We start from the raw sequence: 22,982 nt of genomic DNA on the forward strand, positions 1-22,982 counted from the left end.
CTCAGTCCTTCGCGTCGTCCTTGGCGTCGTCGCCGTCCTTACCGTCGAACGCGGCAACACGGCGTACGAATTCCAGGCTTCCGGTGAAGATGCGCTCGGCGTCGTGGTCCAGCGTGGCCACGTGGTAACTGTCCGGCAGCAACTCCGCGGTCACATCGGTCGACGATATGCGCGCGAGGACGGTCTCCGAGTTGGCCGGCGCGACCACGTGGTCCTGCGGGCTGCGGAACAGCAGCACCGGCTGGGTGATCTGCGGCAGGTCCCCCTGCACCACCGGCCACGCCTTCACGAGCGAGTGCAGCGGCTTGAGCGGCGTCCGCGAGTACGCGAGCTCGACGACGCCCTCCTTGCGGATGTCCGAGCCGATCCCGGCGACCGACTTGGCCAGGTGCTTCAGGACCGGCAGCGCCTTCAGCCGCGGGTCGTCCGCGTGCACCGACGGGTTGACCAGCACGAGGCCCGCGACCTGGTCGCCGCGCAGCTCGGCGAGCCGCAGCGCTAGCGTGCCGCCCATCGACAGGCCGCCGACGAAGACCGTCTCGCAGCGTTCGCGCAGCGCGTCGAACGCGCGCTCGACCTCGGCGTACCAGTCCTGCCACGTGGTGAGCGCCATGTCCTGCCAGCGGGTGCCGTGCCCCGGCAGCAGCGGCAGCGACACCGTCAGCCCGGCCGCCGCGAGGTGCTCGGCCCACGGCCGCATCGACTGCGGCGTGCCGGTGAAACCGTGACTCAGCAGAAATCCGACGGGGCCTCCGTCATGCTGGTACGGCTCGGCGCCAGGCAGGATCGACACCGGGCGGCTCCTTCCACATCCTCATGGCGCTCTGTCGGCGGTGGGCTCATCGGGGCCGGGCCCAGGGGAATGTTCCCATGGGTGCGCGCACCCCGTACAGCCGCGTACGCCCGCCCAGGCGACTCGCGAGTAGCCATGCTCTAAGGTTCGAGTCGGTTGAAGAGGAGGCCACGGTTGTTCTACCGGCTGATGAAGGCCATCATCGCCCCGCTGCTCCGGTTGTTCTTCCGCCCCACGGTGGAGGGTAAGGAGCACGTTCCGGACCGCGGGCCGGCGATCCTTGCGAGCAACCACCTGTCGTTCTCGGACTCCTTCTTCCTGCCCGCGATGCTGCCGCGTCGCGTCACGTTCCTGGCGAAGATGGACTACTTCACGGGGCGGGGCGTCAAGGGCCGGCTGACCGCGGCCTTCTTCAAGGGCGTGGGGCAGCTGCCCGTGGACCGCACCGGCGGCAGCGCGAGCGAGGCCGCGCTCAACGCCGGGCTGAAGGTGCTCAAGCACGACCAGCTGCTGGGCATCTACCCGGAGGGCACCCGCTCGCCCGACGGCCGGCTGTACCGCGGCAAGACCGGTATCGCGCGCATGGCGCTGGAGTCCGGCGCCCCGGTCATCCCCGTCGTCATGATCGACACCGAGAAGATCCAGCCGCCCGGCAAGGTCATCCCCAAGGTGATGCGGGTCGGCATCAAGATCGGCGAGCCCCTCGACTTCTCGCGCTACGAGGGCATGGAGGACGACCGGTTCATCCTGCGCTCGATCACCGACGAGATCATGTACGCCCTGATGGAGCTGTCCGGCCAGGAGTACGTGGACGTCTACGCGGCCGACGCGAAAAAGGCCGTCGCCGAGGCGCGCAAGCAGATCGCCGCCGCGGAGAAGGCCGAGAAGGCCGAGAAGACCGAGAAGACCGAGAAGACCGAGAAGGCGGAGAAGGCGGAGAAGGCCGCCCACAAGGGCGGGGACAAGGCCGACGACAAGGCCGAGAAGAAGGACGACACCTCTGCCTGAGGCCGCCGCCCGCCCCCTACCATCGACGCGCGGCGAAGCCGCACCGGGCGGACGAGGGGAAAGCATGTCGGTCGAGCAACCGCTGTGGCGCGCGCTGGCGGTCTTCCGCCTCCTCGCCCTCGGCTACGCGATCGTGCAGTACGTCGGCGTCGCCGACCAGTACCGCTACCCGCTCGGCGGCTGGATGGTCATGGGGACCCTCACGCTGTGGACCGCGTACACCATGTACGCGTTCGAGAAGCCCGAGCTGCGCGGCTGGCCGCTGCTCGGCGCGGACATAGCGATCGCGGTCGGCAGCGTCCTGGCGACCCGCTGGCTCGACGACATCGCCCGCGTCGACGCGGGCAAGATGACGCTCCCCACCGTGTGGTCGTCCGCCCCCGTGCTGGCCTGGTCGATCTTCGGCGGCTGGCGCACCGGCGCGGTCGCCGCGCTCGTCACCGGCGGCGCCAACATCGCCGAACGCGGCGAGATGACGCAGAGCAACCTGCACAACATCGTGCTCCTTATGCTCGCCGCGACCGCCATCGGCTACGTCGTCGAACTCGCCCGGGCCAGCGAGCGCGCGCTCGCCCGCGCCCTCCAACTCGAGGCCGCCACACGGGAACGCGAACGGCTCGCCCGCGACATCCACGACAGCGTGCTCCAGGTGCTCGCCCTCGTGCAGCGGCGCGGCGCCGAGATCGGCGGCGAGGCGGCCGAACTCGGCCGGCTCGCCGGCGAACAGGAGGCGGCGCTCCGCCAGTTGGTGTCCGACGCACCGGCCGAGCTGGACGAACTCGACCTGCCCGGCTCGGGCGTCGGCGCCGAACCGGCCCGTGCCGACGTCCGCACGCTGCTCGGCCGCCTGGCGGGTTCGCGGGTCAGCGTCGCGTCCCCGGGCACACCCGTGCTGCTGCCCACGCCGGTCGCGCGCGAGCTCGTCGCGGCGGCGTCGGCGGCGCTCGACAACGTGTGGCGGCACGCGGGCGAGGACGCGCGCGCGTGGATCCTGCTCGAGGACGAGCCCGACGAGATCATCGTGAGCGTCCGCGACGACGGCCCCGGCATTCCGCCCGGTCGCCTCGAAGAAGCGCGCTCCGCGGGGCGGTTGGGTGTCTCGCAGTCCATCGAGGGCCGGCTCCGGGACGTCGGCGGCACCGCCGTCCTGACCTCCATCCCGGGTCAGGGCACCGAGGTCGAACTGCGCCTGCCCCGGCAGGCCGTCGCCGCCGAGCATGCGTAACCGTCGCGGGCCGAACCGTCACGCAGGGTGCCGTGCCGGGGCCCGCGACGCCGGTCGGGGACGGCCCCGACGGCCGTCCGCGAACCCGCGCTGACCTCGGCGGACGGGCGAAACAGTCGACCCGGTTCCGTCGTTCGCGCTCTGTTACGGTGTGGCCATGGCAGCGCAGCCCCAAGGACCCGCGGACCGGCTCGTCCTCGGCCTGGCGTGGCACGGCGCGATCGCCAACACCCGGATGCGCGCGGCCCTCGGCCTCACCGGGCTCATGCCCCGGCACGTCATGACGCTCCGCTGGCTCGCCGACGGACCGGTCAGCCAGAAGGAGCTGATCGAGCGCCTCGAGGTCGACCCGAGCGTCCTCGTCGCACTGCTCAACGACCTCGAGGACGGCGGGCTCCTCCAGCGCCGCCGCGACCCCGCCGACCGGCGCCGGCACATCGTCGAGATCACCGACTCCGGGCGCGCCGCGCTGGACACCACCGACGCCGCGCTCGACGAGCTCGAGGCCGAGCTGTTCGCGGACCTGACCGCGAGCGATCTGGCCGCGTTGCGGCGCATCCTCGGGCGGCTGCGCAGCTCCGCCGAGCACTTCGAGTGCCAGGAGGGCTGACGCCCGGTCGGGCGGCCGCGGTCAGGTGAGCGGGCGGCGTCCCGCGAAGCCCAGGTCCTGGCGGTGGTACCACGCCAGCGCGCGGTCCCCTTCGAGCCAGCACAGGTGGACCGGCGCGCCGTCCACCTCGGACGGGAAGTCGACCAGCAGCGGCGCGAACCCCTTGAGTTCGGCGCCGGTCGACTGCACCCGCGTCATCAGCTCGTCGAGCCGCGCGTGCATGCCCTTGAGCTCCGGCAGTCCGCCGTGCGGCGTCGGCCCGTCGGCGTGCGGCAGATCGGCGGCCAGCTCCGTGGCGGTCGCGCGCAGCGCGACGATCTCGTCGAGGACCGGCAGCAGGTCGGCGAGGGTGTCACGGGCCTCGTCGATCGTGAACAGGGGCATGGGGCCAGCTTGTCACGTACAAGGAGGGGCGAGCGCGAAGCGCTCTCGAATCGACAAGGCTGGGAGCGAAGCGACGCGAATATGGGTGGTGGGGGGAGACGGGTGGGCGGTGGGGGGCGACGGGTGGGCGAGCGCCAAGCGCCTGGGTGGCAGGCGGGCCCTTCCGCTAAGTTCTGTCCCGGCGCGGCAACGCGTCTGACGATGCATCAGCCGGCGGGCGCCGCCGGCCAGGACGGACGACACGGACCAGCCGGACCGGCTGTGGAGGACCCCCGATGACCGAGACCGCACCGGAGACCACCCCGATCCGCGTACTCGTCGTCGACGACCACCCGATGTGGCGCGACTCCGTCGCCCGCGACCTCGCCGAGGCCGGCTACGACGTCGTCGCGACCGCGGGCGACGGGCCCGAGGCGATCCGGCGGGCCCGCGCGACCGCGCCGAACGTCGTCGTCCTCGACCTCAACCTGCCGAAGCTCAGCGGCGACGAGGTCGCGCGCGAACTCGTCAAGAACGACCCGACGGTGCGCATCCTCGTGCTGTCCGCGAGCGGCGAGCAGGAGGACGTGCTCGAAGCCGTCAAGGCCGGCGCGACCGGGTACCTCGTCAAGTCCGCCAGCGCCGCCGAGCTGCTGGACGCGGTCGCCCGCACCGCGCAGGGCGACGCCGTCTTCACGCCCGGCCTCGCGGGCCTGGTGCTCGGCGAGTTCCGGCGCATCGCCACCACGCCCGCCGCGACCGGCTCGCGCGAACCGGCCGCGCCGCGGCTGACCGACCGCGAGACCGAAGTGCTGCGGCTGGTCGCGAAGGGCCTGTCGTACAAGCAGATCGCCGAACGGCTCGTGCTGTCGCACCGCACCGTGCAGAACCACGTGCAGAACACGCTCAACAAACTGCAGCTGCACAACCGGGTCGAGCTGGTGCGGTACGCGATCGAGCGCGGCCTCGACGACTGACGTTCCGACGCCGGACAGGCCGGACAGGCCGGACGTCCGACGCCTGACCTCCGCTTCGCCTACAGCACCCAGCCCTTGGCCTTCTCCACCGCCATCCGCCACCGCGCATAGGCGCCGTCGTCGCGCGGGCCGGGCTCGAAGCGGGCGTCCAGCTGCCAGGTGGCGGCGAGTTCGTCCGTCCCCGACCACACGCCGGTGCCCAGCCCGGCCAGGAAGGCCGCGCCGAGCGCGGTGGTCTCGCTGACCTTCGGGCGCTCGACGGTGACGCCGAGCTGGTCGGCCTGCATACGGCACAGCAGGCCGTTCTCCGACGCGCCGCCGTCCACCTTCAGGGTGTGCAGGTCGAGGGCCGCGTCGGAGGTCATCACGTCGACGACGTCCCGCACTTCGAACGCGATGGCCTCCAGCGTCGCCCGCACCAGGTGCGCGCGGGTGGTGCCGCGCGTGATGCCGAGGATCGTGCCGCGCGCGCTCGGATCCCAGTCCGGCGCGCCCAGCCCGGTCAGCGCCGGCACGAACACCACGCCGCCGGAGTCCGGAACCGTGCGCGCGATCGGCTCGGTCTCGGCGGCCGCGCCGATCACGCCGAGGCCGTCGCGCAGCCACTGGACCGCGGCGCCGGTGACGAAGATCGAGCCCTCCAGCGCGTACGTCAGGGAGCCGTCGGGCCCGCCCCACGCCACGGTCGTCAGCAGGCCCGCCGACGAACGCACCGGCGTGTCACCGGTGTTGATGAGCACGAACGAGCCCGTGCCGTAGGTGCACTTCACGTCGCCGGGCTCGTGGCACGCCTGCCCGAACAGCGCCGCCTGCTGGTCGCCCGCGATGCCCGCGATCGGCAGCGTCAGGCCCAGGAACGCCACGGGATCGGTGTGCCCGACGACGCCGTACGACGGAACCACCTGCGGCAGCGCGTCCATCGGCACGCCGAACAGGTCGCACAGCTCGGCCGACCAGCGGCCTTCGGTGATGTCGAACAGCAGCGTGCGCGACGCGTTCGACGCGTCGGTGACATGCGTGCGGCCGGCCGTCAGCCGCGCGATCAGGTACGCGTCGACCGTCCCGAGCGCCACCCGGCCCGACTCCACCTCGCGCCACACCGCCTTGTCGTGGCGGGCCAGCCAGGCCAGCTTCGTCGCGGTGAAGTACGGGTCGAGGCGCAGCCCGGTGAGCTCCGCGACGCGCGGCTCGTGGCCCGCTTCGGCCAACTCGGCGCAGACACCGGCCGAGCGCCGGTCCTGCCACACGATCGCCCGGCGCGGCGACGCGAGCGTGCGCCGGTCCCACAGCACCGCCGTCTCGCGCTGGTTGGTGATGCCCACCGCCGTCGGCGTCTCGGGCGCCCCGGCCAACGCCTCGCGGCACGCCTGCAACGCGGCCTGCCAGATCTCCTCCGGCTGGTGCTCGACCAGGCCCGGCTCCGGGAAGTGCTGCTGGAACTCCTGGTAGCCCCGGGACACCACACCGCCGTCCTCGGCGACGACGAGGGCGGTCACCCCGGTGGTACCGGCATCGATCGCAAGGACACTCATGGGACGAGACTTTATGCGGTGGCGGTCCACCCGAACGAGGTCCTCCGAACGGGTTGTTGCGAGGGCGGGGCAGGCGGGGCCGGAGAGGTAGCGTGGAGCACGGGCGTACCGGATAAAGATCCATACGTCCGATCCCGTCTCGGCAGGCGAAGGGAAGCTCGATGCGCGTCGGAGTGCTGACCGGTGGGGGCGACTGCCCCGGTCTCAACGCGGTGATCCGGGCCGTGGTCCGCAAGGGCGTCGCGGACTACGGGTACGACTTCGTCGGATTCCGGGACGGCTGGCGAGGCCCGCTCGAGGCCGACACCCAGACGCTCGACGTCCAGGCGGTGCGCGGCATCCTGCCGCGCGGCGGCACCATCCTCGGTTCGTCCCGCACCAACCCGATGAAGATCGACGGAGGTGTCGACCGGATCCGCGAGAACCTCGCGAAGCTCGAGGTCGACGCGCTCGTCGCGATCGGCGGCGAGGACACGCTCGGCGTGGCCACGCGGCTGTACGAGCACGGCGTGCAGGTCGTCGGCGTCCCCAAGACGATCGACAACGACCTCGGCGCGACCGACTACACCTTCGGCTTCGACACCGCGGTCAACATCGCGACGGAGGCCATCGACCGGCTGCACACCACCGCCGAGTCGCACCGCCGCGTGCTCATCGTCGAGGTGATGGGGCGGCACGCCGGCTGGATCGCCATCCACTCCGGGATGGCGGGCGGCGCCAACGTCATCCTCATCCCCGAGCAGCAGTTCGACATCGAGCAGGTCTGCGGGTGGGTGGAGAGCCGGTTCCGCACCAACTACGCGCCGATCGTCGTGGTCGCCGAAGGGGCCGTCCCCAAGGAGGGCCAGATGGTCACCAAGGACGCCACCCTGGACGCGTTCGGGCACGTCAAGCTGTCCGGCATCGGCGACTGGCTGGCCTCCGAGATCGAGCGCCGCACCGGCCACGAGGCCCGCACCACCGTCCTCGGCCACGTGCAGCGCGGCGGCACCCCGACGGCGTTCGACCGCTGGCTGGCGACCCGGTTCGGGTTCCACGCCATCGACGCGGTGCACGAGGGCGAGTGGGGGAAGATGGTCGCCCTGCGCGGGACGGACATCGTCACGGTCGACCTGCGGGACGCGACGCGCGAGCTGAAGACCGTTCCGCCGGCGCTGTACGACGAGGCGAAGACCCTGTTCGGCTGAGCCGCTTCGGCCCGGCGCGAGCCGTCGGGCCGACGACCGCCTCAGCCGGTCCGAGCCGCCGGGCGTACGGCGCACCATCGCCCGGCGGCCCGGACCGTCGTGACCACGCCGCACGTGTGAACTCTCGCGCGGGGCGGGCGCCGTGCCGCTCGTGGAGCGCTGTCGGTGGTGTACTGGACGGCATGGATCAGCTCGACGCATTCGACGAGGCCATGCGGGAATTCGACAGCCGGGTCCGGCTGGTCGAGCGCGGCCAGTGGGACCTCGGCACACCGTGCGCCGAGTGGTCCGTCCGCGACCTCGTGAACCACGTGACCGGCGAACACCTGTGGGCGCCCTTCCTGTTCGACGGCGCGACGCTGGAGGACGTCGGCGACCGCTTCGACGGCGACGTCCTCGGCAACCACGCGGCCGACACCTGGGCCCGCGCCGCCGCCGCCTCCCGGGAGGCCTTCCACGCCCCGGGCGCCCTCGACCGCCGGGTCCACACCAGCATGGGCCTGATCCCGGCGGCCGACTACGCCTGGCAGATGATCGGCGACCTGGCCGTCCACGGCTGGGACCTCGCCCGGGGCATCGACGTGAACGACCGGATCGACCCCCAACTCGCCCAGACCCTCTACGACTACATGTCCCCGCACGTGCAGAGCTGGCAGGGCAGCGGCGTCTTCGCCGCCCCGGTCGAGGTCCCCGACGACGCCCCGGCCCAGGACCGCCTGGTCGCGCTGCTGGGCCGGCGGCCGTAGGGCGGCGTCACGCCTTCACAGCGCCGCCAGGAGCTCGCGGAGGATCCCCAGGCCGTTCCTCGTGAGCACGGACTCCGGGTGGAACTGGAGTCCGGCCACGCGGAGCGACTTCGAGCGCATGGCGTGGATCTGCCCGGTGCCCTCGGCGCTGCTGAACTCGAGGCCGAACGGCGCGCGGTCCGGGGCCACGGCGGCGAACGTGTTGTAGAAGCCGACCTGTTCGTCGCGGCCGAACAGGTCGATCGTGAGCTGCTTGCCCTGGTACGGGCTGTCCTTGCGGGTCAGGCCGAGGCCGAGTTCGGCGGCGATCAGCTGGTGGCCCAGGCACACGCCGAGCATCGGGCCGCCCGCGTCCAGTCGCCGCCGGACGGCCGCGCCCATCGTGCGCATCTTGCGGTCGAGGACGTGCCGCGGGTCTCCGGGACCCGGGCCGACGAGCAGCAGGTCGGCCTCGGTGACCTGGCGGGCGGAGACGTCGTCGTACGCGCGCACGCTCACGTCCAGCCCGAGCGTGCGCAGCAGGTGGGCGAGCATCGCGGTGAAGGTGTCCTCGCCGTCGATCATCAGCACCCGGCGGTTCGCCAGCTCCGGCGCGCGCAGAGCCTGGTCGTCGCGCGCCGTCATCCAGAACGGCGACAGGTCCGCGTTGCGGGCGGCGAGGAGCTGCGCCACCTCGGGGTCGTCGGCGAGGCGCACGGGGACGCCGGCCGCGGCGGTGCGGACGGAGGAGGGCACCACGCCGAGCGCGGCCAGGACGCCCGCGGCCTTCGCGTGCGTCTCGGCGACCTCGCTCGCCGGGTCCGAGTGCCGGACGAGGGTGGCGCCGGCCGGAACGCGCAGGGCGCCGTCCGGGGTGAGGTAGACCGTGCGGATCAGGATCGGCGCGTCGAGGGTGCGCCGGCCGTCGGCGTCGCGGCCCATGAGCGCGACGACGCCCGAGTAGTAGCCGCGCCCGGTCGGCTCGTGGCGGCGGATGACGCGGCAGGCGTTCTCGAGCGGGGATCCCGTGACGGTCGGGGCGAACATCGTCCCGCGCAGGACGGCCCGCACGTCGAGGCTCGACCGCCCGCGCAGCACGTACTCGGTGTGCGCGAGGTGCCCCATCTCCTTCAGGTACGGGCCCAGGACCCGGCCGCCGAGGTCGCAGACCTCGCTCATCATCTTCAGTTCCTCGTCGACGACCATGAACAGCTCGTCGACCTCCTTGCCGTCCCGCAGGAACGCGAGCAGCCCGTCCCGGTCGGGCCCGTCGGCCGGGTAGCGGTACGTGCCGCTGATCGGGTTCATGGCGACCTCGCCGCCGATCGCGCTGACGTGCCGCTCCGGGCTGGCGCCGACCAGGGTCAGGTCGCCGGTGTGGATCAGGTACGTCCAGTAGGCGCCGGTCTCGCGGGTGAGCAGCCGGCGCAGCAGCGTGCCGGCGGTCGCGGGGGAGTAGTCCTCGATCCGGTCGCGGTAGTCGCGGCGGACCACGAAGTTCGCGCCCTCGCCGCGGCCGATCTCGTCGGCGATGACGCGCTCGACGATGCCGGCGTAGGTCGTGTCGTCGACGTCGAAGCCGCCGCCGGCGAGCGCGACCGGGGTGTCGGGCAGCGCGGCGAGGACCTCGTCCAGCGGCAGCTCGTGCCGGGCGGTGACCTGCAGGCAGCGCAGCGGCGTGCCGTCGTCGTACGCCTCGAAGCCGCGCTCGCGGATCTGCCGGTACGGGACGAGGGCCAGCACGTCGAGCTCGTCGCGCCCGGTGGCGGTCGCGTCGGGAAGCGGGATGCCGTCGAGCGTGTCGGCGTCGGTGACGGTGCCGAAGAGCAGGTCGAGCGCGTCCCGGCCCTCGCGCCTGATCAGCGCGAACGGCGGAGGCGCGGCGGAGAACAGTGGCGCGAGCAGTGCGGCGGTCTCGGCGGCGACGTCAGCGGTGCGCGCGGTGCCGGTCGGGTCCTGCGGGTTCACGGGGTGTCCCATCGGGGTCGGGGACGGTCCCGCCCGCCTGGGCTCCGCTCCCGCGTCCACCGGATCCCCCCGGGACGCAAAAACGGCCGCCCATCGGGCGGCCGTCGGATCGAGGTCTAGAGATCGCGAGCTGAGGCGGCCACCGCGGAGCGGGGCCACCACCAGGAACTGAGCCGGGGTGCGATCATGGGGTCACTGTAGCGGGCCGGTCACCCGTGGGAAAGCACCGTGCCCAGCGGCGCGGCGCCCACCCATAAAAGTCCGAGGTCCGAGACCTGCGTCTCGCTCTACGGTCAGCGAGCAAAACTCCTTGCCCGATTGTTTAACCTGGGCTCGTGACAGCGAACGACATCGACACCTGGCGATCCCTCCCGGCGGCGCAGCAGCCCGAGTGGCCGGACTCGGAGGCCCTGCGCGACGTGCTCGCGGACCTCGCGTCCTATCCGCCGCTCGTGTTCGCCGGCGAGTGCGACCAGCTGAGGGGCCGGCTGGCCTCGGTCGCGCGCGGCGAGGCGTTCCTGCTCCAGGGCGGCGACTGCGCGGAGACGTTCATCGGCAACACCGCCGACGCGATCCGGAACAAGCTCAAGACGCTGCTCCAGATGGCCGTCGTGCTGACGTATGCCGCGTCCGTGCCGGTCGTCAAGGTGGGCCGCATGGCCGGCCAGTACTCCAAGCCGCGCTCGCAGCCGGTGGAGACCCGGGACGGCGTCACCCTGCCGACGTACCGCGGCGACGCGGTCAACGACCTGGCGTTCACCCCCGAGGCCCGGATCCCGGACCCGGAGCGCCTCAAGCGCATGTACCACTCGTCGTCCGCGACGCTGAACCTGGTGCGCGCGTTCACCACCGGCGGTTACGCCGACCTGCGCCAGGTGCACGCTTGGAACCAGGACTTCGTGGCGCTGTCCCCGTCGGGCGAGCGCTACGAGCGGCTGGCCTCCGAGATCGACGGCGCGCTGCGCTTCATGCACGCGTGCGGCGTCGACCCGGAGGAGTTCCGCACGGTCGAGTTCTTCGCGTCGCACGAGGCGCTGATCCTGGACTACGAGAGCGCGCTGACCCGCGTCGACTCGCGGACCGGTGACCTGTACGACGTCTCGGGCCACATGGTGTGGATCGGCGAGCGCACCCGGCAGCTGGACGGCGCGCACGTCGAGTTCGCGTCCCGGATCCGCAACCCGATCGGCGTGAAGCTCGGCCCGACGACGTCGCCCGAGGACGCGCTCGCGCTGATCGACAAGGTCGACCCGAACCGTGAGCCGGGCCGCCTGACGTTCATCATCCGCATGGGCGCGGGCAAGGTGCGCGACGCGCTGCCCGCGCTGGTGGAGAAGGTCACGGCGTCCGGCGCGCAGGTCGCGTGGGTGTGCGACCCGATGCACGGCAACACCTTCGAGGCGTCCAGCGGGCACAAGACCCGCCGCTTCGACGACGTGCTCGACGAGGTCAAGGGCTTCTTCGAGGTGCACCGCGCGCTCGGCACCCACCCGGGCGGCATCCACGTCGAGCTGACCGGCGACGACGTGACCGAGTGCGTGGGCGGCGGCGACGAGATCTTCGTCGACGACCTGCACCAGCGGTACGAGACGGCATGCGACCCGCGGCTCAACCGCAGCCAGTCGCTCGACCTCGCGTTCCTCGTCGCGGAGATGTACCGGGGCCACTGAGGCCTCCGCCCCGACGCCTGGGACGGTCCGGAACCGTCCGCGGCGGCGCGGCCGACAGCCAGGGGGCGCACGCGATCATCGCGTGCGCCCCTTCGCCGTTTTCGGATGGCAGGCTAGGCCCGTGATTGATCTGCGAAGCGATACCGTCACCCGTCCCACCCCCGCGATGCGGGCCGCGATGGCGGACGCCGAGGTGGGGGACGACGTCTACGGCGAGGACCCGACCGTCCGCGCGCTCGAGGACAAGGTCGCGGGCCTGTTCGGAGGACGGCACGCGGGGCTGTTCACGCCCACCGGGGTGATGGCGAACCAGATCGCGGTCCGGCTGCTGGTCGCGCCCGGCGAGGAGCTGGTGCTGGACGCCGACGCGCACATCGTGGCGCACGAGGACGGCGCCGCGGCCTGGCACGGCGGTGTCCAGACCCGCACGACGCTGAGCCCGCGCGGCCTGCTGCGGCCGGACGACGTGGCCCGGCTGATCCGCGCCGGCGACCAGTACACGGTCGGCACCAAGGCGATCGCCGTCGAGCAGACCCACAACCGCGGCGGCGGTTCCGTCTACCCGCTGGAGCAGCTGCGGGCCGTACGGGAGTTGGCCGACGCCGCCGATGTCGCGGTGCACTGCGACGGCGCGCGCATCTGGCACGCGCACATCGCGACGGGCACGCCGTTTGCGGAGTACGGCGCGCTGTTCGACACCATGGCGGTGTGCCTGTCCAAGGGCCTGGGCGCGCCGGCCGGATCGGTCGTGCTGATCCCCGCCGAGCGGATGCCCGAGGCGCGCCGCATGCGGCACCGCATGGGCGGCGCGATGCGGCAGGCCGGCATCCTCGCGGCCGGCGGCCTGTACGCGCTGGACCGGCACATCGGACGCCTGGCCGAGGACCACGCGCACGCGCGGCTGATCGCCGACCGGCTGACCGAGGACGGCCTGGACGTCGTCGAGCCCGAGACGAACCTCGTCCTGGTACGCCTTCCCGAGTCCGGCCCGGCGGCCGTCGAGGTCGCCGCGCGGTGCCGCGAGGCGGGCGTGCTGGTCTCGGCGTTCGGGCCGCGGCTGATCCGCATGGTGACGCACATGGACGTCGACGTGTCGGCGTGCGCCAAGGCCGCCGAGGTGCTGGCCGGGGCCGCGCGGTGACCTCCTCCTTCCGGCGGCCGCGCACAGCGGCTGCGTTTCTTGCCCTGCTCGCCGTCCTGGCGACCGGCTGCTCCGGCGGCGGCTCCGGTTCGGACGATGCCGACAAGCCCGGCGCCGGGGCGCCCGCCCACAACGGCAACTCGTCCGTCCCGTCCGACGGTTCGCCCGCGGCATCGGGCACGGCCCCGGCGTCCGCCTCGTCGAGCCCGGCCCCAGCCGGCGCGATAGGCGCGTGGACCCCGAACGTGCGCACGCTGCCCCTGGGCCCCGACGGTCTGCCGCCGGTGTTCACCAACGGCCCGCGCGACAAGCCGCGCGTCGCGCTGACCTTCGACAGCGACATGACCGCCGGCATGCAGGACCGGCTGCGCACCGGCAAGACCGCGTCGTACGACAACACGGCGCTGCTGGCGGACCTGCGGCGGCTGAAGGTGCCCGCGACGTTCTTCATGACCGGGCTGTGGATCGACACGTATCCGCAGGAGGCGCGCGGGATCGCGACCGACCCGCTGTTCGAGGTGGCCAGCCACTCGCTCACGCACCGCGGCTTCGCGGGGACCTGCTACGGGCTCGGGCACGTCCCGACCGGCGAGATGGCCGCCGAGGTGCGGGCGCCGTTCGAGCGGCTGAGGGCGGTGCAGGGCGCGCACACGGTGCCGTACTTCCGCTTCCCGGGCGGCTGCTACGACAAGGAGGCGCTCAAGGCGATCGCCCCGACCGGCGTCACGCCGATCCAGTGGGACGTCATCAGCACCGACGCGGACGGCACGACGGGCGACAAGATCGCCGCGACGGTGCTGGCGCAGGCCAAGAACGGGTCGGTGGTGGTCATGCACAACTCGCTGGGGCCGGCCGCGCATACCGGCGATGCGATCGTGAAGATCGTCGAGGGGCTGCGCGCGAAGGGCTTCGAGGTGGTCCGGGTGTCGGACCTGGTGGGTGCGGCGGCGGGCCGCTAGGCGGCCGACTCCTCGGTGCGGACCACGGTGAGCGGGACGCCGATCATCGGCGTGGGCGCGACCACGGCCGCGTCGTCGCACGCCGTGGCGCCGATGGGGGCGGCGGCGGGGCGGTCGGCGCGGCATATGCGGCCGCAGCGCTTGGTGCAGCCGTCGCACGCGCGGGTGTCGTCCCGGGGGATCATCGCGGAGATCGTCTTCACGCAGCGACCGCAGTCGGTGCCCGCACCGCACGAGGCGGCGATCTCGCGCATGCTGCGCGCGCCGCCCTCTATCTGGGCGCTGACCTGACCGTCGGTCACGCCGAAGCAGATACACACGTACACGGAACGTCCCCCAAGGGTGAGGTCACTAAGGTAAGGGTAACCTCACCCTCGGCGGGAAGTGAAGAGAGGCCTGCGTCACGTGGCCGGAAGCCGCCCTCGTGCGGCCCTCGTGTCAGCTCTCCGGTTGCTCGATCAGGCTCGCGATGTAGAGCGGCTCGCCGAGCTTCTTCAGCAGGTCGAGCTGGGTCTCCAGGTAGTCGACGTGCCCTTCCTCGTCGGCCAGGATGTCCTCGAACAGGTTGGCCGAGGTCGCGTCGCCCTTCTCGCGCATGAGCAGGATCCCGCCACGAAGCCGCTCGATGGCCTCCATCTCGACCGCCATGTCCGCGCGGAACATCTCCTCCAGCGTCTGGCCGATCCGCAGGGCGTTCAGCCGCTGGTAGTTCGGCAGGCCCTCCAGGAAGAGGATCCGGTCGGTGAGCTTCTCGGCGTGCTTCATCTCGTCGAAGGACTCGTGCCGGGTGTAGCTCGCGAGCTTCGTGTAGCCCCAGTGCTCCTGCAGCTTGGCGTGCAGGAAGTACTGGTTGATGGCGGTGAGCTCGGCCGTGAGCTGCTCGTTGAGGAGTTCGAGGATCTGCGGGTCGCCGTGCATCGCGATGCGCCTTCCGACTTGGTGGCGGCGGGGATCCGTGAGGTACGTGGGGCGCACGTGATCACGGTTATGTGAATGCTGTCACTCCGAGGCCCGGAATTTCCACGAAGGGAAGCCTTGCCTTGCAATGCGTCGTGTACGCCGTTTATCCGGAAATGATCGGTTCGGTGGTCCCGGACGGCCGGGACGGGGCCCGGTCATGACCCGCCTCGCGGGGATGGGACGATAGACACCATGGACCCCCGACTGCCCCCTGGCCAGCGTCTGCAACGCGGTTGGCCGGTCCTGCACTACGGCCCGGTCCCCCGCTTCCGCCCGGACACCTGGGACTTCCGGGTGTTCGGCGCCACCGCGTCCGGCGACAAGCAGTCCTGGAACCACGAGGAGTTCTCCGCGCTGCCGCGCAGCACCGTGGTCGCCGACTTCCACTGCGTCACCAAGTTCAGCATGCTGAACAACGAGTGGGGCGGCGTGTCCGCCGAGACCGTCCTTGAACTCGCGCCGCCCGCGCCCGAGGTCACGCACGTGATGGTGTGGGCCGAGTACGGCTTCAGCTCCAACCTGCGCATCGGCGACTTCGCGACCGAGCGCACCATCTTCGCCACCCACCACGAAGGCGAGCCGCTGACCGCGGAACACGGCTTCCCGGTGCGGTTGATCGTCCCCCACCTGTACGCGTGGAAGGGCCCCAAGTGGGTCCGCGGCATCGAGTACATGGTCGCCGACAAGCGCGGCTTCTGGGAGGAGCGCGGCTACCACAACATCGGCGACCCCTGGCAGGAGCAGCGCTACTCCTACCAGGAACAGGCCGGCGAGGGCCCCGACCTCACGTAGTCGGGACCCGCCGCGATCCGGGCCGGGGCCCGGCTCAGAACACGTTTATCGTCACCTTCGACCCGCGCGGCGCCATGTTGTTGCCGCCCGGGCTCATGCTGGTCACCTTCTTCGGCCCCAGCGGGAACACGGTGTTGACGCTCACCTGGAAGCCCGCGTCGGTCAGCGTGCGCTTCGCGTCGTCCTCGCTCATGCCGTCGACCTTGGGCACCAGCACCAGGTCCGGGCCCTTCGACATCACCACGGTGATGACGGTGCCCGGGTAGACCGTGCCGGTCGCCGGGTTCTGGCTCGCGACCCGTCCGGCCGGGGCGTCGTTGGAGAACACCGGGACCGGGTCGACGTTGACGCCGAGCTGCCACTGGGCCAGCGTGTCGCGCGCCTCCTGCTCGGTCAGCCCGACCAGGCTCGGCACGGGGACCGGCGTGCCCTTGCTGACGATCAGGTCCACCGTCGACCCGGGCGACACGGACGTGCCGACCGTCGGCGTCGTGGACGCCACCTGCCCGACCGGCAGCGAACTGTCCTGCTGCGACACCTTGCCGACCACCAGGCCCGCGTCGGTGACCGCCTTCCTGGCCTGGTCCACCGGCAGCCCGGCCAGCGGCGGCACGGTCCGGCGCTCGGGGCCCAGCGAGATCTTCAGGGTCACCGTCGCGCCCTTGTCGAGGCTGCGCCCCGCGCCCGGGTCGGAGGAGATGACGCCGTCGCGCGGCACCGTCTCGCTGTACTCCTCCTGGAAGCGCACCTTGAGGCCCTTGGACTCGACCTTCTTCTGCGCCTCGGCCCTGGCGAGGCTGACCACCGTCGGCACGCTCACCGAGCGGTTCGCGCCCAACTGCCAGGCGGTGATGCCGATCGCCGCGGCGAGCACCACCACGACGAGGAACGCGAGCATGCCGCGCGACGGGCCGCGGCGGCGCGCGGCGCCCTTGCCGGGCGGCTCGCCCGGGCCGTCGTAGTAGCCGTGGTCGTCGTACGCGCCGCCGTCGTCGTTGTAGCCCGCGTGCAGGTGCTCGTCGAGCACCGACTCGGTGGGCAGCCCCAACGGGCCGATGTTCAGCGGGACTTCGACCTCGCGCGTGGGCAGGAACAGCTCGCCTTCCAGCGGCGTGTCGTCGTGCCGCGGCGGGGGCGGGAGGACCCGCTCGGCCGCGCCGAAGTCCAGTTCGGCGTCGGTCATCTCGTGCTGGCGGATCTGCCGGACCATCGCCAGCAACTGCTCCGCGTCCGGCGGGCGGTGGAACGGGTCGCGGGCGGTCGACCGCGCGATCAGCGTGTCCAGCGCGCGCGACAGGCCGGGCACGGCGCGCGACGGCGGCGGCACGTCCTCGTGCACGTGCTTGTAGATGATCTCGACGGCCGAGCGGCCCTGGTAGGGCTGACGGCCCGTCAGCATCTCGTAGAGCAGGATCCCGGCCGCGTACACGTCCGACGTCGGCGACGCCGCGCCGCGTTCGATCTGCTCCGGAGCCAGGTACGCCACGGTGCCGACCAGCACCTTGCCGGTGGCCGCCGACGCGGCCGTCGCGGTGGCCCGGGCCAGCCCGAAGTCGGCGACCTTGATGCCGCCGTCGTCCGAGATCAGCACGTTCTCCGGCTTCACGTCGCGGTGCACGAAGCCCGCGCGGTGCGCCGCGCCGAGCGCCGCGAGTGTCGGCTCCAGCACGCCGAACGCCTCACGGGGCGTCAGCGTGCCGAGGTCCTGCAGCAGTTCGCGCAGGGTTCGGCCCTCGACGTACTCCATCGCCAGGAACACGACGTCGCCGTCGTGTCCCTGGTCGAACACACCGACCACATTCGGGTGCGAGAGCCGCGCCGCGGCCTTGGCCTCCCGGATGAAGCGGTCGGTGAAGGACGCGTCGGCGGCCATCGCCGGGTGCATCACCTTGACCGCGACCGTGCGGTCCAGACGCGTGTCCAGAGCACGGTAAACGGTGGCCATGCCGCCCGCGGCGATCCGGGACTCCACCCGGTAACGGCCGTCGAGCAAGCGCCCGACGAGCGGGTCGTCCATCGTCATGTCCACGCCTGGGATTTTACGGTCACCCTGGCAGTGACGGGTCACACCGCCGTTCGGTTCCGGCCGCTGACCTGCAGTCAGATGCCGGAAACCCCGGCGCGGCGCGGCCCTTACGCCGTCAGAAAGCGGGGATTTCGGCGAGCCCGTCGGTCGGCGACGACGCCTCCGCGTAGTGCCGGCGCGGGATCCGCCCGGCACGGTAAGCGAGTCGCCCCGCCTCGACCGCGTGCCGCATCCCGGCGGCCATCAGCGCGGGATCCTGGGCGCGCGTCACGGCCGACGCGAGCATCACCGCGGCGCAGCCGAGCTCCATCGCGAGCGCCGCGTCGGACGCCGTGCCGAGGCCCGCGTCCAGCACCACCGGCACCGTCGCCTGCTCGGTGATCAGCCGGATGTTGTGCGGGTTGCGGATGCCGAGGCCCGACCCGATCGGCGAGCCGAGCGGCATCACCGCGGCGCAGCCGACCTGTTCGAGGCGGCGCGCGACCACCGGGTCGTCGTTCGTGTACGCGAGGACCGTGAAGCCGTCGTCGACCAGCCGCTCGGCGGCGTCCAGCAGCTCGACGGTGTCGGGCAGCAGCGTGCGCTCGTCGGCGACGACCTCCAGCTTCACCCAGTCCGTCTCGAGCGCCTCCCGGGCGAGCCGCGCGGTCAGCACGGCCTCGCCCGACGTGTAGCAGCCCGCGGTGTTCGGCAGCGGGCGGATGCCGAGCCGGCGCAGCAGGTCGAGCACCGAGCCGCTGGTGCTCGGGTTGAGGCGGCGCATGGCGACGGTGGTCATCTCGGTGCCGGAGGCCACCAGGGCGGCCTCCAGGATCTCCAGGCTCGGCGCGCCGCCGGTGCCGGTGATCAGGCGCGACGAGAACACCTCGCCGCCGAGTTCGAGCCGGTCGGTGCCCAGCTCGGCCACCGCCGAGGAGAGCGCTCCGGCGGTCGGGGTCGCGGTCGTGTCGGTCACGCGGATCATCCTCCCTGCACCGCGGTCAGCACCTCGACGCGGTCCCCGTCGGCGAGCACGGTGGTCGGCCACGCGCTGCGCGGCACGACGTCCTCGTTGACCGCGACGGCGACGCCCTTGAGCGCGGACGTCATCGTCGCCACGAGCGCGGCGACGGTGGTGCCGACGGCGAGCGTGCGGGGCTCGCCGTTGACGGACACGGCGTGGGTCGGCTGTACGGTCACGCGTACGACACCTCCTTGCTGGCGGTACTGCTGGCGGTTCCGCCGTCGGGGCGGTGCGCGGTGTTCGGGGCGGTGAAGCGCAGCGGGCCCCACGGCCGGACGACGTCGGGCACGGTGCCCTCGGCGAGCAGCTCGGCGACCGCGTCCGCGGTCACCGGGGTCAGCAGCACGCCGTGCCGGTAGTGGCCGGTCGCCACGACCAGGCCGTCCAGCGCGGAGGCGCCGACCACGGGGGCGTTGTCGGGGCTCCCGGGGCGCAGGCCGGCGTACGTCTCGACGAGCGGCAGCTCGGTGATGCCGGGCACCAGCTCGTGGGCGTCGCGCAGGAGCTCGTAGACGCCGCCGGCGGTGACCTCGGTGTCGGACAGGTCGTGCTCGGTGGCACCCACCACGAGCTCGCCGTCGGCGCGCGGCACCAGGTACATGCTGCCGCCCTTGACCACGCCGCGGACGTTGCGGGACAGGAAGGGCGCGTAGGCGCCGGGTATGCGCAGCCGCAGGATCTCGCCCTTGACGGGGCGGATCGGCGGCAGCACTCCCGGCGGCAGCCCGGGCAGTTCGTCCGAGCGGCAGCCGGCCGCGAGGACGACCTGGCCGGCGGACAGCGTGCGGCCGTCCGCGAGCCGTACGCCGGTCGCGCGGTCGCCGGCGACGAGCAGCTCGGCGGCCCGCTCGCGCACCAGCGTGACGCCGGGCGTGCGGTCGAGCGCCGCGAGCAGCGCCGCGACGAGCCGCCGGTTGTCGATCTGGTGGTCGCCGTCGACGTGCAGGCCGCCCGCGACCTGCGGCGACAGCATCGGCTCGAGGCGGCGGCACTCCCGGCTGGTCAGCCACTCGGAGGCCAAGCCGAGCCGGGCCTGGAAGGCGTGCAGGTCCTTGAGCACCGCGCGGTCGTCGGCGTCGAGCGCGACCGCGAGGGTGCCGCACGCGCGGTAACCGGACGGCAGGCCGGAAGCCTCCTCCAGCTCGGCCGCGAACGCGGGGTAGCGGTCGGCGGAGTCCATGTTGAGGCGCAGCAGGGCCTCTTCGCCGTACTGCAGCTCGGAGACCGGTGTGAGCATGCCGGCGGCGGCGTGCGACGCGCCGGTGCCGGGCGCGGGGTCGACGACCGTGACGGTGAGCCCGCGCCGCGCCGCACGCCACGCGATCGACAGGCCGATGACGCCGCCGCCGATCACGACGGCGTCGGCGGCGCGGGCGGGGTCCGCCGCGCCCGGCGGCCGGGCGGGGCTGGTGGCAGCCATGGGTGGGAACACACTCCCTTGCGCCGGTATGACCCGGATCAGGTTCGGACGGTCGGGGGCTCCCTAGCCCCCCTCTCAGCCCGGTCACACCAGGCTCCCGTGAGGACACCAACCCTACCCCGGTCGATTTGGCGCTTCTCTTGGCGAATCGTCCGAAGGGTGCGGGGCGCCCGTCGTCCCCGGCTCACGTGATCCTTGCCTCAATCAAACTCTTGGATGATGGCGCGGCACGTGTAGCGCCCTAAGGTTCCGCACCATGGAGAACGTGCTTGTCGTGGGTGCCGGCATGGCCGGCCTGCAGACCGTCGTCCAGCTCCGCGAGCAGGGCTACACCGGGCGCCTCACGCTGCTCGGGGCCGAGCCGCACGCGCCGTACGACCGGCCGCCGCTGTCCAAGGACGTCCTCGTCGGCAAGACCGACGACACCGCGTTCGAGGCCGACTTCGCGGCCATGGACGTCCAGACGATCTTCGGTCGCACCGCGACCGGGCTGCGCCTGAACAAGGGCACCGAAGGCAACGGCGAAGGCGGCGAGGTCGACACCGACGCCGGACCCGTGCCGTTCGACCGGCTGGTCATCGCCACCGGCTCGCGCGTTGTGAACCTGCCCGGCGCCGACGAGGTGCCCGGCGTGCACACGCTGCGCACCATCGACGACGCCCGCGCGCTGCGCGCCGCGCTGGTGCCCGGCGCGCACGTCGTCGTCGTGGGCGCCGGCTGGATCGGCGCGGAGGTCGCCTCGTCCGCCGCGGCGCTCGGCTGCCGGGTCACCGTCGTCGAGGCGCTGCACGCCCCGCTCGCCGGCGCGTTCCCCGACGAGATCGGCGCCCGGTTCGTGCCCTGGTACGCCGAGGCCGGCGTCGAACTGCTGCTCGACGCCCGCGTCGACCGCCTCGAACCCGGCGCGGTCCACCTCACCGACGGGCGCCGGCTGCCCGCCGACGCCATCGTCGTCGGCATCGGCGTCCGCCCCGAGACCGGCTGGCTCGCCGACTCCGGCGTCGACCTCGACCCGCGCGGCTGCGTCGTGGTCGACGACCACCTGCACACCTCCGCGCCCGGCGTGTACGCCGTGGGCGACTGCACCGTCTTCGACTCCGCGCGCTACGCCGCCCGCCTGCACGTCGAGCACTGGGACAACGCCCTCCAGGCGCCGCGCACAGTGGCCGCCAACCTGCTCGGCGGCGACGCGGCGTACGACCCGGTCCCGTACTTCTGGTCGGACCAGTTCGGCCGCATGGTGCAGTACGTCGGCCACCACCCGGTCGGCGAGGACCTGGTCATACGCGGCCCGGGCGAGGACGGGAAGTGGACCGCGGGATGGTTCCGCGGCGACGCCCTCGTCGCGCTGCTCACCGTCGCCCGCCCGCGCGACCTGGCGCAGGGCCGCAAGCTGGTCACCACCGGCGCGCCGGTCGACCGGGCGAAGTTCGCCGACATCGACGTCCAGCTCAAGGACGCCGGGCGCTGAGCCGGGACGGCTCGGCCCGCGCCGCCGCCCCGGCGGCATGGCGCGGGCCGATCCGCCGAGGTCGGTCCGTTCTCCTATCCTTGGTGCCGTGAGCGAGACCGACACCCCGATCGAAAAACTCATCGACGCCTGGCTGACCCTCCCCGACATCGCCGAGATGTTCGGCGTCGAGGTGACCCGGGTCCGCCAACTGCTCAAGGAACGCCAGCTCCTCGCGGTGCGCCGAGGCGAGAACAACAGCCTCCAGGTGCCCGCCGCGTTCATCCAGAACAACGCGACCGTGAAGGGCCTGGCCGGCACCATCACGGTGCTGACCGACGCGGGCTTCTCGGACACCGAGATGCTCGAGTGGCTCTTCACCGCCGACGACTCGCTGCCCGGCACGCCCGTGGAGGCGCTGCGAGGCAACCGCAAGACCGAGGTCCGGCGGCGCGCCCAGGCGCTGGCGGTATGAGCGCACCCGATCCGCGCGCGGCCCTCGCGGCCGCCCGCCTCTACCTGTGCACCGACGCCCGTGAGAAGCAGGGCGACCTGCCGGAGTTCCTCGACGCGGTGCTGGCCGCCGGCGTCGACATCGTGCAGCTGCGGCAGAAGGGCCTGGAGGCCAAGCAGGAGCTCGAGGCCCTCCAGGTGTTCGCCGACGCGGCACGGCGGCACGGGCGGCTGCTCGCCGTCAACGACCGCGCGGACGTCGCACACGCGGCAGGGTCCGACGTCCTGCACCTCGGTCAGGACGACCTGCCGGTGCCGCACGCCCGCGCGATCATCGGCGACTCCGTCGTCATCGGGCGCTCCACGCACGCGGAGTCCGAGGTCGACGCGGCACTGACCGAGCCCGGCGTCGACTACTTCTGCACCGGCCCGGTGTGGCCGACGCCGACCAAGCCCGGGCGGCACGCGCCCGGCCTGGACCTCGTCCGGTACACGGCCGCCAAGCGGCCCGAGCGGCCGTGGTTCGCGATCGGCGGCATCGACCTCAAGAACGTCGACGAGGTCCTCGACGCGGGCGCGACGCGGGTCGTCGTCGTCCGGGCGATCACCGAAGCGGACGACCCGGCGGACACCACCGCGCAGTTCGTGCGGAGGCTCAGCCAGGGGTGAGCCGCCCTGACGGGCGGCCGCGGGACGAACCGCGGCAGACCTGAAACGACG

Annotated in this window: 23 protein-coding genes and 1 riboswitch; of the genes, 13 read left to right on the forward strand and 10 right to left on the reverse strand. The window is 72.6% G+C overall.

The annotated features are described in order from the left end of the window. Window position 1: 1 nt before the first annotated feature. A complete protein-coding gene (locus QI554_RS08205) occupies window positions 2–793 on the reverse strand; it encodes an alpha/beta hydrolase (RefSeq protein WP_281467522.1) in 792 nt (263 codons plus the stop codon). A gap of 174 nt (window positions 794–967) precedes the next feature. On the opposite strand from QI554_RS08205, the gene QI554_RS08210 reads away from it, so the two are divergent. The 3 genes from QI554_RS08210 (at window position 968) to QI554_RS08220 (ending at window position 3,636) form a co-directional block, all read left to right on the forward strand. Continuing rightward, complete coding sequence (locus tag QI554_RS08210; protein WP_425527934.1) at window positions 968–1,801, forward strand: lysophospholipid acyltransferase family protein; 834 nt, start codon at window positions 968–970, stop codon at window positions 1,799–1,801. Window positions 1,802–1,865: 64 nt separating this feature from the next. Next, window positions 1,866–3,026, forward strand: a complete 1,161-nt coding sequence (macS, locus tag QI554_RS08215; protein WP_281467523.1) for a MacS family sensor histidine kinase — start codon at window positions 1,866–1,868, stop codon at window positions 3,024–3,026. A gap of 157 nt (window positions 3,027–3,183) precedes the next feature. Beyond that, complete coding sequence (locus tag QI554_RS08220; protein WP_281467525.1) at window positions 3,184–3,636, forward strand: MarR family winged helix-turn-helix transcriptional regulator; 453 nt, start codon at window positions 3,184–3,186, stop codon at window positions 3,634–3,636. Window positions 3,637–3,657: 21 nt separating this feature from the next. Here the strand turns inward: QI554_RS08220 and QI554_RS08225 are convergent, their stop codons facing one another. Next, entirely contained in the window at window positions 3,658–4,020 is a 363-nt protein-coding gene (locus QI554_RS08225; protein WP_281467528.1) for a DUF2203 domain-containing protein, read from the reverse strand. A 275-nt stretch (window positions 4,021–4,295) separates the two neighbouring features. Between QI554_RS08225 and QI554_RS08230 the strand changes: the two genes are divergently transcribed. Next, window positions 4,296–4,976, forward strand: a complete 681-nt coding sequence (locus QI554_RS08230) for a response regulator (RefSeq protein ID WP_281467529.1) — start codon at window positions 4,296–4,298, stop codon at window positions 4,974–4,976. A gap of 59 nt (window positions 4,977–5,035) precedes the next feature. Here the strand turns inward: QI554_RS08230 and glpK are convergent, their stop codons facing one another. Next, window positions 5,036–6,508 (reverse strand): glycerol kinase GlpK, encoded by a 1,473-nt coding sequence (gene glpK, locus QI554_RS08235; protein ID WP_281467531.1) that lies wholly within the window; start codon window positions 6,506–6,508, stop codon window positions 5,036–5,038. A gap of 161 nt (window positions 6,509–6,669) precedes the next feature. On the opposite strand from glpK, the gene QI554_RS08240 reads away from it, so the two are divergent. Further along, window positions 6,670–7,695, forward strand: a complete 1,026-nt coding sequence (locus QI554_RS08240; RefSeq protein ID WP_281467533.1) for a 6-phosphofructokinase — start codon at window positions 6,670–6,672, stop codon at window positions 7,693–7,695. Between the two features lie 182 nt (window positions 7,696–7,877). After that, window positions 7,878–8,441, forward strand: a complete 564-nt coding sequence (locus QI554_RS08245; RefSeq protein ID WP_281467535.1) for a TIGR03086 family metal-binding protein — start codon at window positions 7,878–7,880, stop codon at window positions 8,439–8,441. Window positions 8,442–8,456: 15 nt separating this feature from the next. On the opposite strand, the gene QI554_RS08250 is transcribed toward QI554_RS08245, so the two are convergent. Beyond that, complete coding sequence (locus QI554_RS08250) at window positions 8,457–10,400, reverse strand: anthranilate synthase family protein (RefSeq protein WP_425527935.1); 1,944 nt, start codon at window positions 10,398–10,400, stop codon at window positions 8,457–8,459. Window positions 10,401–10,723: 323 nt separating this feature from the next. Between QI554_RS08250 and QI554_RS08255 the strand changes: the two genes are divergently transcribed. The 3 genes from QI554_RS08255 to QI554_RS08265 all read left to right on the forward strand — a co-directional run bounded on the left by QI554_RS08255 (window position 10,724) and on the right by QI554_RS08265 (window position 14,158). After that, entirely contained in the window at window positions 10,724–12,058 is a 1,335-nt protein-coding gene (locus QI554_RS08255) for a class II 3-deoxy-7-phosphoheptulonate synthase (protein ID WP_281467539.1), read from the forward strand. A gap of 121 nt (window positions 12,059–12,179) precedes the next feature. Continuing rightward, the gene (locus tag QI554_RS08260) at window positions 12,180–13,199 is read left to right on the forward strand and encodes a threonine aldolase family protein (RefSeq protein ID WP_281467540.1); all 1,020 of its coding nucleotides are present in this window, start codon (window positions 12,180–12,182) and stop codon (window positions 13,197–13,199) included. Continuing rightward, the gene (locus QI554_RS08265; RefSeq protein WP_281467543.1) at window positions 13,196–14,158 is read left to right on the forward strand and encodes a polysaccharide deacetylase family protein; all 963 of its coding nucleotides are present in this window, start codon (window positions 13,196–13,198) and stop codon (window positions 14,156–14,158) included. Before QI554_RS08260 ends, QI554_RS08265 begins: the two co-directional genes overlap by 4 nt. Here the strand turns inward: QI554_RS08265 and QI554_RS08270 are convergent. Both QI554_RS08270 and bfr read right to left on the reverse strand, forming a co-directional pair. Next, window positions 14,155–14,460: a (2Fe-2S)-binding protein gene (locus QI554_RS08270; RefSeq protein WP_425527936.1), complete on the reverse strand. Its 306-nt coding sequence runs from the start codon at window positions 14,458–14,460 to the stop codon at window positions 14,155–14,157. The two genes, QI554_RS08265 and QI554_RS08270, sit on opposite strands and share 4 nt — an antisense overlap. 136 nt (window positions 14,461–14,596) lie before the next feature. Next, a complete protein-coding gene (gene bfr / locus QI554_RS08275; RefSeq protein WP_281467546.1) occupies window positions 14,597–15,076 on the reverse strand; it encodes a bacterioferritin in 480 nt (159 codons plus the stop codon). A gap of 234 nt (window positions 15,077–15,310) precedes the next feature. Here bfr and QI554_RS08280 point away from each other — a divergent pair, with 234 nt between their 5' ends. Further along, the gene (locus tag QI554_RS08280; RefSeq protein WP_281467548.1) at window positions 15,311–15,910 is read left to right on the forward strand and encodes a sulfite oxidase-like oxidoreductase; all 600 of its coding nucleotides are present in this window, start codon (window positions 15,311–15,313) and stop codon (window positions 15,908–15,910) included. A gap of 34 nt (window positions 15,911–15,944) precedes the next feature. Here the strand turns inward: QI554_RS08280 and pknB are convergent, their stop codons facing one another. The 4 genes from pknB to thiO form a co-directional block, all read right to left on the reverse strand. Continuing rightward, window positions 15,945–17,933 carry a Stk1 family PASTA domain-containing Ser/Thr kinase gene (gene pknB / locus QI554_RS08285; protein ID WP_281467891.1) on the reverse strand — a complete coding sequence of 663 codons (1,989 nt, stop codon included), beginning with the start codon at window positions 17,931–17,933 and terminating at the stop codon, window positions 15,945–15,947. Between the two features lie 118 nt (window positions 17,934–18,051). Next, window positions 18,052–18,834 (reverse strand): thiazole synthase, encoded by a 783-nt coding sequence (locus QI554_RS08290; protein WP_281467893.1) that lies wholly within the window; start codon window positions 18,832–18,834, stop codon window positions 18,052–18,054. 62 nt (window positions 18,835–18,896) lie between these two features. Beyond that, window positions 18,897–19,115: a sulfur carrier protein ThiS gene (gene thiS, locus QI554_RS08295; protein WP_281467550.1), complete on the reverse strand. Its 219-nt coding sequence runs from the start codon at window positions 19,113–19,115 to the stop codon at window positions 18,897–18,899. Further along, window positions 19,112–20,359, reverse strand: a complete 1,248-nt coding sequence (thiO, locus tag QI554_RS08300) for a glycine oxidase ThiO (RefSeq protein ID WP_281467552.1) — start codon at window positions 20,357–20,359, stop codon at window positions 19,112–19,114. Before thiO ends, thiS begins: the two co-directional genes overlap by 4 nt. Next, window positions 20,357–20,470: riboswitch (TPP riboswitch) on the reverse strand. Its footprint overlaps the gene before it by 3 nt. Window positions 20,471–20,615: 145 nt before the next feature. On the opposite strand from thiO, the gene QI554_RS08305 reads away from it, so the two are divergent. The 3 genes from QI554_RS08305 to thiE all read left to right on the forward strand — a co-directional run bounded on the left by QI554_RS08305 (window position 20,616) and on the right by thiE (window position 22,931). Continuing rightward, window positions 20,616–21,830: an NAD(P)/FAD-dependent oxidoreductase gene (locus QI554_RS08305; RefSeq protein ID WP_281467554.1), complete on the forward strand. Its 1,215-nt coding sequence runs from the start codon at window positions 20,616–20,618 to the stop codon at window positions 21,828–21,830. Window positions 21,831–21,918: 88 nt separating this feature from the next. Next, window positions 21,919–22,284: an Rv2175c family DNA-binding protein gene (locus QI554_RS08310; RefSeq protein WP_281467556.1), complete on the forward strand. Its 366-nt coding sequence runs from the start codon at window positions 21,919–21,921 to the stop codon at window positions 22,282–22,284. Continuing rightward, complete coding sequence (gene thiE / locus QI554_RS08315) at window positions 22,281–22,931, forward strand: thiamine phosphate synthase (protein WP_281467558.1); 651 nt, start codon at window positions 22,281–22,283, stop codon at window positions 22,929–22,931. The genes QI554_RS08310 and thiE overlap by 4 nt, the downstream gene beginning before the upstream one ends. The last annotated feature ends 51 nt before the right edge of the window (window positions 22,932–22,982 follow it).

Origin of the sequence: Yinghuangia seranimata (genome assembly GCF_029953285.1) — a bacterium.
Taxonomy (GTDB): domain Bacteria; phylum Actinomycetota; class Actinomycetes; order Streptomycetales; family Streptomycetaceae; genus Yinghuangia; species Yinghuangia seranimata.

Coding starts and splice junctions, on each gene's coding strand:
- macS (WP_281467523.1), top strand. CDS start 1,866: ATGTCGGTCGAGCAACCGCTGTGGCGCGCGCTGGCGGTCTTCCGCCTC.
- QI554_RS08220 (WP_281467525.1), top strand. CDS start 3,184: ATGGCAGCGCAGCCCCAAGGACCCGCGGACCGGCTCGTCCTCGGCCTG.
- QI554_RS08225 (WP_281467528.1), bottom strand. CDS start 4,020: ATGCCCCTGTTCACGATCGACGAGGCCCGTGACACCCTCGCCGACCTG.
- QI554_RS08230 (WP_281467529.1), top strand. CDS start 4,296: ATGACCGAGACCGCACCGGAGACCACCCCGATCCGCGTACTCGTCGTC.
- glpK (WP_281467531.1), bottom strand. CDS start 6,508: ATGAGTGTCCTTGCGATCGATGCCGGTACCACCGGGGTGACCGCCCTC.
- QI554_RS08240 (WP_281467533.1), top strand. CDS start 6,670: ATGCGCGTCGGAGTGCTGACCGGTGGGGGCGACTGCCCCGGTCTCAAC.
- QI554_RS08245 (WP_281467535.1), top strand. CDS start 7,878: ATGGATCAGCTCGACGCATTCGACGAGGCCATGCGGGAATTCGACAGC.
- QI554_RS08250 (WP_425527935.1), bottom strand. CDS start 10,400: ATGGGACACCCCGTGAACCCGCAGGACCCGACCGGCACCGCGCGCACC.
- bfr (WP_281467546.1), bottom strand. CDS start 15,076: ATGCACGGCGACCCGCAGATCCTCGAACTCCTCAACGAGCAGCTCACG.
- QI554_RS08280 (WP_281467548.1), top strand. CDS start 15,311: ATGGACCCCCGACTGCCCCCTGGCCAGCGTCTGCAACGCGGTTGGCCG.
- pknB (WP_281467891.1), bottom strand. CDS start 17,933: ATGACGATGGACGACCCGCTCGTCGGGCGCTTGCTCGACGGCCGTTAC.
- thiO (WP_281467552.1), bottom strand. CDS start 20,359: ATGGCTGCCACCAGCCCCGCCCGGCCGCCGGGCGCGGCGGACCCCGCC.
- QI554_RS08305 (WP_281467554.1), top strand. CDS start 20,616: ATGGAGAACGTGCTTGTCGTGGGTGCCGGCATGGCCGGCCTGCAGACC.
- thiE (WP_281467558.1), top strand. CDS start 22,281: ATGAGCGCACCCGATCCGCGCGCGGCCCTCGCGGCCGCCCGCCTCTAC.